This window comes from Neobacillus niacini, from assembly GCF_000759675.1.
GTDB classification, from domain to species: domain Bacteria; phylum Bacillota; class Bacilli; order Bacillales; family Cytobacillaceae; genus Neobacillus; species Neobacillus niacini_A.
Map to the genome: position 1 here is coordinate 1 of NZ_BAWM01000017.1, position 14,104 is coordinate 14,104.

12 protein-coding genes and 1 pseudogene are annotated in these 14,104 nt (G+C 37.3%); 12 read left to right on the plus strand and 1 reads right to left on the minus strand.

Annotated elements, in window-relative coordinates:
- Positions 1-955: 955 nt before the first annotated feature.
- Positions 956-1,138 (plus strand): PH domain-containing protein, encoded by a 183-nt coding sequence (locus TR08_RS07860; protein ID WP_045517197.1) that lies wholly within the window; start codon positions 956-958, stop codon positions 1,136-1,138.
- Positions 1,139-1,243: 105 nt separating this feature from the next.
- On the opposite strand, the gene TR08_RS07865 is transcribed toward TR08_RS07860, so the two are convergent.
- Entirely contained in the window at positions 1,244-2,851 is a 1,608-nt protein-coding gene (locus TR08_RS07865; protein WP_045517199.1) for a glucose PTS transporter subunit IIA, read from the minus strand.
- A 223-nt stretch (positions 2,852-3,074) separates the two neighbouring features.
- On the opposite strand from TR08_RS07865, the gene TR08_RS30220 reads away from it, so the two are divergent.
- From TR08_RS30220 to TR08_RS07915, 11 genes and pseudogenes are all read left to right on the plus strand, one after another.
- Positions 3,075-4,298: a helix-turn-helix domain-containing protein gene (locus TR08_RS30220; RefSeq protein WP_052427388.1), complete on the plus strand. Its 1,224-nt coding sequence runs from the start codon at positions 3,075-3,077 to the stop codon at positions 4,296-4,298.
- Positions 4,299-4,570: 272 nt separating this feature from the next.
- Positions 4,571-4,705 (plus strand): BA3454 family stress response protein, encoded by a 135-nt coding sequence (locus TR08_RS07875; protein ID WP_045517201.1) that lies wholly within the window; start codon positions 4,571-4,573, stop codon positions 4,703-4,705.
- Positions 4,706-4,743: 38 nt separating this feature from the next.
- Complete coding sequence (gene rpiA / locus TR08_RS07880; RefSeq protein ID WP_045517203.1) at positions 4,744-5,409, plus strand: ribose-5-phosphate isomerase RpiA; 666 nt, start codon at positions 4,744-4,746, stop codon at positions 5,407-5,409.
- A 44-nt stretch (positions 5,410-5,453) separates the two neighbouring features.
- Positions 5,454-6,977 carry a glucose-6-phosphate dehydrogenase gene (zwf, locus tag TR08_RS07885; RefSeq protein WP_045517204.1) on the plus strand — a complete coding sequence of 508 codons (1,524 nt, stop codon included), beginning with the start codon at positions 5,454-5,456 and terminating at the stop codon, positions 6,975-6,977.
- Positions 6,978-6,980: 3 nt separating this feature from the next.
- The gene (gene tkt / locus TR08_RS07890) at positions 6,981-8,978 is read left to right on the plus strand and encodes a transketolase (protein ID WP_045517205.1); all 1,998 of its coding nucleotides are present in this window, start codon (positions 6,981-6,983) and stop codon (positions 8,976-8,978) included.
- Positions 8,979-9,025: 47 nt separating this feature from the next.
- Entirely contained in the window at positions 9,026-9,919 is an 894-nt protein-coding gene (gene gnd / locus TR08_RS07895; RefSeq protein ID WP_045517206.1) for a phosphogluconate dehydrogenase (NAD(+)-dependent, decarboxylating), read from the plus strand.
- 33 nt (positions 9,920-9,952) lie between these two features.
- On the plus strand, positions 9,953-10,612 hold the full coding sequence (gene fsa, locus TR08_RS07900; protein WP_045517207.1) for a fructose-6-phosphate aldolase: 660 nt from the start codon (positions 9,953-9,955) through the stop codon (positions 10,610-10,612).
- Between the two features lie 100 nt (positions 10,613-10,712).
- Positions 10,713-12,050 carry a glucose-6-phosphate isomerase gene (locus tag TR08_RS07905; RefSeq protein ID WP_045517208.1) on the plus strand — a complete coding sequence of 446 codons (1,338 nt, stop codon included), beginning with the start codon at positions 10,713-10,715 and terminating at the stop codon, positions 12,048-12,050.
- A 133-nt stretch (positions 12,051-12,183) separates the two neighbouring features.
- A pseudogene (locus tag TR08_RS30855) lies at positions 12,184-12,468 on the plus strand (EAL domain-containing protein); the annotation flags it as partial.
- A gap of 129 nt (positions 12,469-12,597) precedes the next feature.
- On the plus strand, positions 12,598-13,035 hold the full coding sequence (locus tag TR08_RS07910; protein WP_045517209.1) for a MarR family winged helix-turn-helix transcriptional regulator: 438 nt from the start codon (positions 12,598-12,600) through the stop codon (positions 13,033-13,035).
- 83 nt (positions 13,036-13,118) lie between these two features.
- Positions 13,119-14,063: a ring-cleaving dioxygenase gene (locus TR08_RS07915; protein WP_045517210.1), complete on the plus strand. Its 945-nt coding sequence runs from the start codon at positions 13,119-13,121 to the stop codon at positions 14,061-14,063.
- The last annotated feature ends 41 nt before the right edge of the window (positions 14,064-14,104 follow it).

The window sequence follows — 14,104 nt, forward strand, 5'->3', positions numbered from 1 at the left end:
GCATTAATAGTGCAAGCACGGTTCTGGGAGGGGGTGGAGTACAATCTACCGTAAGGTAGAAAGGCTCCATTCTACTCGACTAGCTAAAGAAGTAATGGCAAACTTTGAAAATATCATCAATAAGAAAGGCTCGGATGTATTCATTTCACGTTCGGTTCGGGAGGGAAAACATAAATAGCTGTTTAATTTCTCATATATTTAGAACATAAATTAAAAGGCATTTTAGAATAAAAAAAAGAATCACTCGAACTCGTTTGTTTTCAAGTGCTCCCTTTTTTCTTTAATATTTAATATTACAATAAATAATCATTTTAGATAGTAGACCCCATAATAAATAATAAAAAAATATATGTCTTCAGATTTAAAATGGTTTTACAACATTTTCTCTTGACGTCTAATTCATCTAAAGTTAAAGTTCGTGAGAATTGAAATTATTTAAAATTGTATTATATTCTTGTTCACTAATAATCCCTAACATTTTACATAAGTAGGAATTTAAAAAGATTTTTTTCTTTATTCGTTTAGTTGGAGACATCCTTATCACTCCCTTTATTCTTATTATATTTCACTCCATTAAAAAAGTTTCCTTTAACCAAAAAAAATTCCTGAATGAAAAGTATTGCCTATATAAAACTTAAAATAAAAATATAAACCCGTCAAAATGACAGGTTTTCGGCAATTTAAAGTTTGTGAAGGATTGCACTTAAAGTAACGGGTGCTTTAATGTAAGAAGAATTAAGTGATTTTAAGACTAAGATCATATTTTGGTTATTCCAGAATAGGGCGCTTTCCTTGAGTAAAGGAAGTGTCCTTTTTCTTGTATTTCAAGGGTTCTCATGGTTCGGTAATTTGTTATTGTCTGCGATTGTTGAATAAACTGTTTATGAATAAGACTCTCCTTGAACATAATAGAATCTAGATTAATTGATTTAAACAGTAGGAGAGTGAAAGAATAATGTTATTATCAGAAGCGAATCCATTTGTAGCTCCTGCACTTTCAATGAATCGGATCGAAATTAATTATGGAAAGTATAATACAATTCAGATTTCCCCTAAAGAACTAAATTTATTTGTAAACGAGTTACAAACATTCAAATTAAAAACTAAACTAAAAGGATTTAACCTTTACATAAGGTAATAAGGGGTTAAATTGATGAAAGAAGATAACGAGAAGTAAACATCGGTAAACCTTAATGCTATTCAAAAGGGTTGGTCCAAATGGGACCAACCCTTTAATAATAGATTAAACTGTTAGTTTCAACAACGGATCATTTTGTTCTACTGCTTCACTATTAATGGCTTTAATGTCTAGATATTGATTGGTATTTGTAATCACCACCAATGTTGTTGTTTCAAATCCCTCTGCTTTTATTTGGTCTTTTTCAAATTCAATGAGCAGGTCGCCTTGTTTGACATGATCACCTTGTTTTATATGAGGTGTAAAGTATTTTCCTTTCAATTTTACGGTATCAAGGCCAATATAAATTAAAACTTCGGCACCATTTTTAGACGTTATGCCAACAGCATGTCCTGTAGGAAATTGTGTTGTAATCAAACCATCAACAGGTGAATAAATTTTTCCAGCTTCCGGTTCAATGGCAATTCCTTTACCTACAGTTTCAGTTGCAAATAATGGATCATGGATAGAGCTTAAGGGAACAACTTTGCCGCGCACTGGACTTTTAATGGTCTCCAACTTTACACCAAAAATATTTTGGGTAAAATCAACATCCACTTTTGAAGTTTTGGGCTCGTATCCCAGTAGATACGTCAATAGAAATCCGAGGACAAAAGCAGCGCCAATCCCAATTAAATATTCCCAAGTCGGTGTAAATGCAGGAATGGAAAGTACACTTGGAAGGACAAAATCATTCATCACAACTCCGACGCTTCCATTGATAGCCCCGCCTATTGCGGCAGCAATGATAACATAAATCATGGTTTTTCGATAACGAAGGATGATTCCATAATTAATCGCTTCGGTTGTTCCAGCCAATGCACCAGGAACGATTCCACTTGCTGCTAGTGCCTTTAAATCTTTATCCCGTGTTTTCAGAAAAACCGCAAGACCAATCCCAACCTGAGCAAATGGAGCTGCGGCCGCCATAGCAATGATGGGGTCAGGTCCAGCTGCCAGATTGGCAATAGCAAGAGGAATTATCGTCCAGTGTAATCCCATAATGGTCAGGAAAGTCCAAGAAGCACCTAAAACAGCCCCTGCTAATAGTCCACTTTTGTCGCTTAGGAAATTAATGATTGAACCTAATCCTTCCCCAAGGAGGGTGCCGATAGGGCCGAACACCAGCATGGTTAACGGGACGAGGATGACTAATGAAATCAAAGGATTGATAAACATTTGAATATCTTTATAAATGACTTTCTTTAAAAGTCTATCTAGACCTGCATAAACAAATATGGCAATAAAGATTGGAAAAACCGTAGATGAATAATCTGCTAATAAGACCGGAAGGCCAAAAAAGTCGATAGTCTTCACATCGTTTTCGACAAGGTGCATAATTTCAGGAGTCAGTATAGAGGCGCCAATAACACCGCCTACATATCCGTTGGCACCCAGTTTAAGGGCAATTGATATACCGAGAAATAATGGCAAGAAATGAAAAACGGCATCTCCAGCTGCTGATAAAATTACATAGGCACCGCTTTCATTTGATAGCCAGCCTAGTGTGTTTAAAACCGATAACATTGCTTTTAAGAGTCCAGCACCGGCGAGAACGCCGATAATTGGGGCGAAACTTCCTGAGATAACACCTAAAGCTTTAGACAACGTTGATTCTTTTGACTCATTTGGCAAATCTGTTTGATTTGTTTGATCTTGTTTTTGATTACTCATAGTTGTTTTCCTCACTCCCATATACTATATCTTTTGCTTTAATTTCGTATAGTACTATTTCTTATTAATATATCCCTTATTTTTTACCGCTTTCATTTTACCTTTATCAATATCTTAAGATTGAAAGTGCTAATTTAATACTAGTATAATGAATACAAATAATTAACGTTAGGATTTATTTGATAATATCCGGATAAAGGTTAAATATAAATGAAGCGTACGATTGGAGGAACTCAATCTGGAACCATCAAAAATCGTCTCGACTGCTATGAAAATTCAACATATAACCAATTTAAATACATATGTATTCGATCAAAATCGGGAGCTTGTTTACCATCATGAAATGATTTCTATCCCAGCATTCATGCCAGGTTCAGGGGAAAGAGATGTTTTATCCCTGTATGACAATATGAAACAAAGAGGACAACTATATTCCTATATAAATGAATGGGACTTACACTATTTTGGATATTCCTTCACCGAAAAGGTGGAAGCATACACCATTATCATCGGTCCTTATTTTGATAAAATGCCGAATCTATACAGTTTATCAAGGGAATATCGGCTCTCAAGTACACAAAGTGAAGATTTAAAGCTGTTAGTTGATAAAATCAATTTCCTAACTTTAGAACAGGCAAGCAGTTATGGAAGTGTCCTTCAGCAGTTTGCAAACATGAACGAGCAGGAAATTTTCCCGATTGTCATTGTTTCTGATAAAAGCAGCCGCCCTGTTTATAAGAAGGAAGACTACCTCAACTTAGATAAAGAAGCGGAATTAGTTAAATTGAGATATAAGACTGAAAAAGATTTTATGCATGCTGTTGAAAGTGGAGATAAAAAAACAGCTCTACAGCTTATTAATTCTAAAAATATGCTGTTTTCTTTTTCGGAACGCTTTCCAAATCAGCCGTTACGCAGGTTAAAAAATGTTGTTATTATATTAAATACCCTTCTGCGTACGTCGGCAAGAAACAGTCATGTACCTGCAATTATGATTCATCGGATCTCTGAAAAATATGCCAATGAAATCGAAAATGCGAATCAGGTGGAAATACTGCATCAATTAGAAGATCGCATGATTGAGGAATATTGCGATTTAGTGATTTCCAACTCATTAAGTAAATACACATCCATGACCCAACGGGTGATTGAACATATCCTCAGCTTTTATAATAAACCAATTAATAAAGAAGAGTTGGCAGCACAATTTTCTACACATCCAAGTCATCTTTCCCGGAAATTTAAAGAAGAAACAAAAATGACCTTAACCGCTTTTCAGCAAACGTTACGAATAAATCAAGCAAAACATTTATTAAAAACGGAGAATTTATCCGTTGAGGAAATCGCCTGGACGATAGGCTATGATGATGCTTCCTACTTTGCAAGAGTATTTAAAAAGGAAACAGGCAGGACTCCCTCTCAATATCGGGATGGGGAAACAGAATAAGTAAAGTGAATTCACGCTACCCAAACTAGGTGGCGTGAATTCTTTTTTTTAATTAGGCTGTGTTAAAGCTAAATGTTGAAATCAACAGACAAATTTAACACAGCATTAAATTAAAAAACAAATTATCTTTAATTCGAGATATTTTACTTGACGGTTCTTAAAATAAAGATATATTATGGTTACATAAAGTAACTTATGTAATAAAAAATAACTTAATAACGAAAGTGTAAGAAAGATAATTATAAATTAAAAATCATTAAGGAGTGAACTATATGATTGAAGTAACTGTAAAACTAAATTACAAAGGAAGAAATTATCAAACGAATGTCATTGTAAGAAAGGACACTCCAGAAAAACAAGTCTTACAGATAGCAAGGGAACAAGTTACAAGACAATGGACAAATTAATCAGAGGAATCCAGCTTTAGTTGAAAGGGGATAATGCCTTGATTGAGAAAAAAGAAGTTGGAGAAAAAGCTGTAGAGTATGTGAAAGACGGAATGGTAGTTGGACTTGGTACAGGGTCTACTGTATATTATTTCATTTCAAAGCTTGGTCAATTAGTCCAGCAAGGACTATCCATTAAAGGAGTCCCTACTTCTAAGCACACAGAAAAATTAGCAATAGAACTGGGCATCCCACTTGTTTCGTTCAATGAGATTGAGCAAATTGATGTAGCAATTGATGGAGCAGATGAAGTTGACCCAGATTTAAACCTCATTAAAGGCGGCGGCGGCGCCCTTTTAAGAGAGAAAATAATTGCAAAAGCAGCTAAAACGTTTATCATTGTTGCAGACTCACATAAAAATGTAGATACATTAGGAACTTTTCCACTACCTATAGAAGTGGTTCCATATGGATTTGAAATGACAGTAAAACACATCCGAGAAATTGGCGGCAGTCCAATGCTACGGCAAAAGGATGGGCTCCCTTTTCTTACAGATAACGGTAACTATGTTATTGACAGTCGTTTTCAAGAAATTAAGCATCCAAAAGAATTAGAGAAAAATCTTAACCTCATTCCAGGTGTGGTGGATAATGGATTATTTGTTGGACTGGCTGATGCTGTAATTACCATTATGGATAAAAAACTTGTAACGAAAGTCCGATGATAGATATATAAAAGAAAATAGATTACGAACATGGGGGAAGAATGATGGAATCAATGACCTTTGTCTTATTTGGAGCAACAGGGGATTTAGCAAAGAGAAAAATTTTCCCTGCTCTATACAACTTGTATGTTGATCAAAAATTACCGCAGTCCATATCCATTATTGGACTGGGAAGAGGGGAACTTTCTCAAACTGATTTTCAAGAAAGAGTGAAAGACTCTATTTTAGACTTTTCACGACGCCTAGAACATGATGCTGCTAATATGGGGGAATTTTTAGATCACTTTCGCTACAGTAGATTGGATGTATCCCGTAAAGAAGATTATCAACAACTACTTCAATTAGTGAAGCAGCGTGAAGAAGAACTTGATTTAGAAGAAAATCGTATGTTTTATCTTTCGGTTGCACCTGATTTTTTTGACACGATTGCCTTGAACATAAAAAGTAGCGGGCTTGGTCAGACAACGGGCTGGAAACGGTTGATCATTGAAAAGCCGTTTGGTCATGATCTCCAATCTGCACGGGAACTGAATGAAAAACTAAGCGGTGCCTTTGAGGAAGAGGAAATTTATCGAATAGACCACTACTTAGGCAAACCGATGGTTCAGAACCTGGAAGCCTTGTCTTTTGCAAACCCCATTCTTCAATCGATTTGGAATAAAGATCATATTGCAAATGTTCAAATTACAGCGAGTGAAACGGTTGGGGTAGAGAAAAGAGCGGGTTATTATGATCAAGCTGGTGCAATTCGTGATATGGTTCAAAACCATATGCTGCAAATTCTAATGATGACGACCATGGATATGCCTAAAAAAATTAACGCAGCAGGAATTAGACATGAAAAGCGGAAAATCATGGAGTCTCTTCGTCCCTTAAAAGAAAAAGATGTCCAATACGATATTGTCCGCGGCCAATACATTTCGGGAGAGGTAAACAGTCAAAAAGTTCCAAGTTATTTAGAAGAGCCAGGGGTAAATCCAAATTCCAAGACAGATACATTTGTTGCTGCCCGTTTGTGGATGGATCATCCATCATGGACTGGGGTCCCCTTTTACATCCGTACAGGGAAAAGGATGAAGGAAAAATCAACGCGGATTGTAATTGAATTTAAGAATAAGGAAAACCAACAATATAAAAATCATCAAATTAATCCTAACTTATTAATTATTGAAATCAATCCTAATGAAAATATTTCCTTACAATTAAACAGCAAAAACCCATTGAATAATGGAAAAGTTACACCAATTAGGATTAATTTTTCAAATGATCAAATAGGATTGGGAGTGCCTGAAGCGTACGAAAGACTAATATATGATGCTTTTAATGGGGATTCTACCTTCTTTGCTCATTGGAAAGAAGTTGAATTGTCATGGGAATGGGTACAGCCAATATTAAATGCATTTGCAGAAAATCTAGTACCGCTCAATGAATATCAGTCGGGTTCTCACGGACCTGCTGCTGCTGATTTCTTACTTTTGGAAAATGGCTTTCAATGGTGGCTGGATGAAAAACTTCAAGAAAGCAAGGAAATGGTAATACAAACTAAGAACATTCAGGAGGAACAATAAACGATGTCACATACCGTTGATAATCTATCTGTTACTACAATAAGAACTTTATCTATTGATGCCATAAATGCAGCAAATTCAGGTCATCCTGGTCTCCCGATGGGGGCAGCACCAATGACATATGCATTATGGGCGAAACATCTTAATCACAACCCTGAAAACCCAAAGTGGTTTAACCGTGACAGATTTGTTTTATCTGCGGGACATGGATCAAGTTTACTGTATAGTATGCTTCATTTAGCTGGATATAATGTCACTATTGATGATTTGAAAAATTTTCGAAAGTTAAATAGTAGAACGCCAGGGCATCCTGAATTCGGTCATACAGCAGGCGTAGAGGCAACTACAGGTCCATTAGGCCAAGGGATTGCTAATGCTGTTGGGATGGCAATGGCAGAGGCACATTTAGCAGCCAAGTTTAATAAAGAAGGACATCCCGTTATTGATCACTACACCTATGCGTTAGTTGGAGATGGTGATTTGATGGAAGGTATTTCCTATGAAGCCATGTCGATGGCAGGCCATATGAAACTGGGGAAGCTAGTTGTTTTATATGATTCAAATGATATCTCACTTGATGGCGAATTAAATGCTTCCTTCTCTGAAAATATAGAGAAAAGAACAGAATCAGCCAACTGGCACTATTTAAGAGTGGATGATGGAAATGACCTTGAAGCCATTTCTAATGCCGTCGAAGCAGCCAAACAAAAAACAGACCAGCCAAGTTTGATTGAAATCAGAACGATTATTGGATATGGAAGTCCAAAAGTTGCAGGAACAAATAAAGCACATGGTGCACCACTGGGAGCCGAAGAAGGAAAAGCAACAAAACAAGCTTATAACTGGCTGTATGAAGAAGATTTCTATGTACCAGAGGAAGTAAAGGAAAACTTTGCACAATTAAAGCGTAAGGGGATCGATACTGAACAAAGCTGGATGAACTTATTTGAATCATATAAGCAGGAATATCCAGAGTCAGCTAATCAATTAACAGAGGCAATAAGTGGAAAAGTTCTTATCGATACAAAAGATTTATTAACGTTTGAAACTGGGAAAAATATATCAACACGAGTTGCAAACGGAGAAGCAATTAACCATTATGTGAAATCTGTTCCGGCAATCTTTGGCGGAAGTGCAGACCTTTCTCATTCCACAATGACGGAAATAAAGGGTGAACAAATATACGCTGTTGAATCATACGGTGCACGCAATGTTTACTTTGGTGTTCGTGAACATGCAATGGGAGCAGCAGCCAATGGTATGGCATATCACGGTGGTGTGAAACCTTTTGTAAGTACATTCTTTGTCTTTAATGATTATCTTCGCCCGTCTATCCGTCTGGCAGCACTATCAAAGCTTCCAGTGATCTATGTCTTTACACATGATTCCATTGCAGTAGGTGAGGATGGTCCTACCCATGAACCGGTTGAACATTTGGCTGCACTCAGGTCCATACCTGGATTAACGGTGATAAGACCAACGGATGCAAATGAAACAGCAAGTGCTTGGGCTTATGCTCTTCAGCAAACAGAAGGTCCGGTTGCGTTGGTCCTAAGCCGCCAAAACTTACCTGTGTTTAATGAAACAAAAGCAAATCTTGAGAACCTTTCTAAAGGAGCTTATGTACTGCAAGAGACAAATTCAAATCCAGATGTGATTTTAATAGCTACCGGTTCAGAAGTGTCCTTGGCAGTGAACGCAAAAACAGAACTTGAAAAAGTAGATATTTCGGTTCGTATCGTCTCCATGCCAAGTTGGGAATTATTTAGCCAGCAATCAGAAGAATATAAACAAGAGGTACTCCCTTCTTCTCAAACAAAACGCGTGGCTATTGAAATGGGAATTTCACTTGGATGGGACCGGTTTGTTGGATTTGAAGGAAAAATCTTATCGATTGAAACATTTGGTGCTTCAGGTGATGGAGCAGCAGTCATGAAGGAGTTTGGTTTTACTGCCGATAATGTAGTACGTATCACGAAAAGTGTCTTAAATCTTTCGTAAGAAGGTTGGTTAAAGAAAAAATATTCAAACTGTTGGAGGGAAACATAATGAAGGTTGGACTAATTGGTTTAGGCAAAATGGGATTAAACTTAGGTCAGAATTTAATTGACCATCAACATGAAGTTGTAGCATTTGATGTTAATCCAAGTGCAGTCGAAAATATGAAAGAATATGGGGCCATCGGTGTATCAAGTTACAAAGAACTCGTTGAGTCATTGAAACATCCAAGAATATTGTGGATTATGGTCCCACATGCGGTTGTAGATTCCGTCATTGGTGAAATCACACCATTCCTTGAAAAAGGGGATATTGTGATTGAAGCAGGTAATTCCCATTATAAAGAATCCATTCGCCGTTATAATGAACTTGCAGAATATGGTGTAAGATTTATGGATGCAGGTACTTCAGGCGGTATGGAAGGTGCTCGACATGGAGCAAGCTATATGATTGGCGGGGATCCTGATGCATGGGAGGTGGTAGAGCCAATTTTCAAAGATACGGCTGTAGAGAACGGCTTCTTATATGCCGGCAAAGCGGGCAGCGGGCATTACTTAAAAATGGTTCATAATGGAATCGAATATGCCATGATGGCTGCAATAGGTGAAGGCTTTGAAGTGCTGGAAAAAAGTGAATTTGATTTTGATTACGAAAAGGTCGCGAGAGTTTGGAACAATGGTTCCGTTATTCGTTCATGGCTGATGGAATTGACTGAAAATGCTTTTTCAAAATATCCAAATTTAGAAGAAATTAAAGGGATTATGCATTCCTCAGGTGAAGGAAAATGGACAGTAGAAGAAGCTTTAGATCTAAAAACAGCAACACCAGTCATTGCAATGTCCTTAATAATGCGCTATCGTTCTCTAGAGGATGACACCTTTACAGGTAAAGTTGTAGCGGCTTTAAGGAATGAATTTGGTGGACATGCTGTCGAAAAGAACTAAAAATATTATTTAAAAAAATTGGAGGAATTCATTATGAAATTTTTTATCGATACTGCAAACCTAGAGGAAATTAAGAAGGCTTATAAAATTGGCGTATTATCAGGTGTAACTACTAACCCTTCACTCGTTGCTAAAGAAGGCGTGAAATTCGAGGATCGTATCGCAGAAATCCTAAATGCAGTTCCAGAGGTTGAGTCAGTTTCTGCCGAAGTAACACCAAATGCTTTAACGGCTGAGCAAATGATTGCGGAAGCAGACGAACTGATTAAAATCAACGGTGGCGATAAGAATATTACCATCAAAGTTCCAATGACACTTGATGGATTAGAGACTTGCCGCTATTTAACTAAAAAAGGTGTTAAGACTAACGTTACACTGATATTTAGTGTGAACCAGGCATTATTGGCAGCTCGTGCAGGGGCAACTTATGTTTCACCATTCTTAGGACGTTTAGATGATATTAATGAAGATGGTGTAGAACTAGTCGCAAAAATTGCTCAGATGTTCCGTGTTCAAAATCTAGATTCACAAATCATTGCAGCATCTGTTCGTCATCCTGATCATGTTACCCGTGTGGCGTTGGCTGGAGCTCATATTGCAACAATTCCATTTAAGGTCATTGAGCAATTATCAAAACATCCGTTAACAGACCAAGGTCTTGAAAAATTTGCAGCTGACTGGAAAACAGTCTAAAAATTACTAAAAACTAAAGGGCGTTATCTCTTATCCTTTTCAGGCTAGGAAATAACGCCCTTTGCACATTAGTTATATTAAAATAAGAGGAGAAACAATAATGGCTATTACTTTTGATTATTCTAATGCATTATCTTTCATGCAGCAGCATGAAGTGGATTATTTAAGTGAATTTGTGAAAACAGCGCATGACATGCTCCACGAGAAAAAAGGTCCGGGGTCTGACTATCTTGGATGGGTAGATTTACCACTTACATACAATAAAGAGGAATTTGCACGAATCAAAGCGGCAGCAGAAAGAATTCGCAGTAATTCGGATGCTTTAATCGTAATCGGAATCGGAGGCTCTTATCTTGGTGCAAGAGCTGCCATTGAAGCTCTATCTCATACGTTCCATAACCAAATGGATGACAAAACAGAAATTTATTTTGCTGGACAAAATATCAGTGCCACTTATATATCTCACTTGTTTGATGTGTTGAAGGACAAGGATATTTCAGTCAATGTGATTTCAAAGTCAGGTACAACAACAGAGCCAGCCATTGCGTTCCGTATTTTCCGTGATTATATGGAGAAAAAGTACGGAAAAGAAGAAGCAAGAAATCGCATATATGCCACAACAGACAGCAATAAAGGAGCTTTAAAAACACTTGCAGATGAAGAAGGATATGAAACCTTTGTTATTCCTGATGATGTTGGCGGCAGATACTCTGTGTTAACAGCAGTAGGGTTATTACCAATCGCAACCGCAGGCTTAGACATCGAGAAAATGATGGCAGGGGCTGCGGCAGCTGCGGATAAGTATAGTAATCCGAACTTGGCAGAAAATCAAAGTTATCAGTATGCTGCAGTTAGGAATGCTCTATATCGAAAAGGAAAATCGATTGAACTACTTGTAAATTTCGAACCATCTCTTCATTATGTATCTGAATGGTGGAAACAATTATTCGGTGAAAGTGAAGGAAAGGACCAGAAAGGTCTCTATCCTGCTTCTGTCGATTTCACCACCGATCTTCATTCCATGGGACAATATGTCCAAGAAGGACGCAGGGACCTTATTGAGACAGTTGTTTCAGTAAAAGAACCTAAACTAGACATCACCCTTGGCGAAGAGGATTCTGATCTGGATGGATTAAATTATCTAGCTGGGAAAACAATGGACTATGTTAATAAGAATGCTGCACAAGGTACGGTTTTAGCCCATGTGGATGGTGGAGTTCCCAACCTATCTGTCGAATTGGATCAATTAAATGAGTATACCTTCGGCGAAATGGTATACTTCTTTGAAAAAGCATGTGGAATCAGCGGTTTATTAATGGGAGTAAATCCTTTTGACCAGCCAGGTGTAGAGGCATACAAGAAGAACATGTTTGCACTCCTGGGTAAACCGGGATATGAAGCAGAAAGAGCAGAATTACAAAAACGCATTTCTAAATAATGGTAATTGAAAGCACTCTTGTCTTCGATTTACGGGTTCTGTTATCGAGTACAAACGTTCAATAACACACAAGTAAGCAGTCCGATTCGCATACGAATTGGACTGCTTTTAATTTTGATCGGCTGGATATAGTTCTCTTAGTTATATTAAAGAACTGCCTATTGATACATTAAAAATAGACCAATCGTTTATAAAAGATATTCATACAAATAAAGAAAGTAAGGAAATTGCAAAGGCTATCATAAACTTAGCAAAATCCATTGGATTAAATGTCATTGCAGAGGGAATCGAACGAAAGGAACATGTTGATGAACTTAGCAAAGATGGTTATGTACAAGGACAGGGTCACTACTACAGCAGACCATTGAATGTGGGAGCATTTGAGGATTTTATGACAACGAATCATGAAGCGTCATAAAGCTTGAAATAGAATTGGTTCATACTGTTATAGATTAAGATCAAGGAAAATATCTTGAATTCGAGATATTTTCCTTGCGTTTTATTCACTTGAGGTGTAAAGTGATAGTAACGAAAGGAAATGAGTCATATGAGAAAAAATACACTTGGTTCACTAATTTGGCTGCGTATTGCTCGTTTTACACATCAAAGTAATTTATTATCGAATGATTTCTTAAAACAGTTTGGGATCACAGCTGCACAGTTTGATGTATTAAACCAGGTTTCGACTTATCAGCCGATCACACAAGGTCAACTTGCCACGAAAGTAACGGTGTCGGAGGGTGGAATTTCACGTATGCTCACTCGACTTGAGCAAGAGGGATATATACAGCGTAAGCAGGACTGGAAAACCAAATGGATAACCTTGACGAAGAAAGGGGATTGTAAAATGCATGAAGTTTTTGAACATCAACTTACTTTCCAAACGTCCATTCTCAGTGAGTGCTTAACAGAGGATGAGCAAAAAACACTATACAAACTGATGACTAAGCTCCAAAAGCATACTGAGATTAAATTAGAAAAATAAGGATCCTTTTACTTTTGGTAAATACGATGCTATTATTTTTTAATTATCACTTGACTAGTTAACTGAAAGAGGAGGAATTATCAATGTATAAAATTCCAGGACATCATCACATTTCAATGATTACAAAAAATGCAAGTCAGAATAATCACTTTTACCGCCATGTGCTTGGTTTACGTCGTGTGAAAGTAACGGTGAACCAAGATGATCCATCAATGTATCACTTATTTTTTGGAGATAAAACAGGCAGCCCGGGTACTGAACTATCATTTTTTGAAATTCCACTAGTTGGTCATACACATCGTGGTACAAATGCCATCACAAAAATTGGTTTACTTGTACCATCAGAAGCAAGTTTATCCTATTGGAAAGCACGTTTTGAGGAACATGGTGTAACCAATAGTGACATTACAACGTATGCCAATCATCCAGCTTTACACTTTGAAGACTCTGAAGGTTTACGTATGGTACTTCTTGTCTCAAACGGGGCGAAAGTACAACACTGGGAAACGTGGGAAAAATCTGATGTTCCCAACGAGCACCAAATTCAAGGAATGGGTTCTGTGGAAATAACGGTACGAAGACTTGATAAACTAGCAAGCACGCTTACAGACATGTTTGGCTATACAGAGATCAGCCGTACGGGTGACGAAGTGATTTTTCAATCCATCAAAGGAGAGATTTTTGGAGAAATCGTCGTAAAATATTTAGACGGCCCTTCTGAAAAACCAGGTCGCGGCAGCATTCATCATTTAGCGATTCGTGTGAAAAACGATGAGGAGCTCGAATTTTGGGACGAACAAGTACGAGCACGTGGCTTCCATTCATCTGGCATAGTCGATCGCTTCTACTTTAAGAGCCTGTATTTCCGTGAATCAAACGGAATTCTATTTGAAATTGCAACCGATGGGCCAGGGTTCACCATTGATGGGGATATTGAAACACTTGGAGAAAAATTAGATTTACCGCCATTTTTAGAAGACCGCAGAGATGAAATTGAAAAAAATCTAACACCCATTGAGAAGTTTTAATGAATAAATCAAGCTTATTATAAAATTTTTAGGAGGAATTT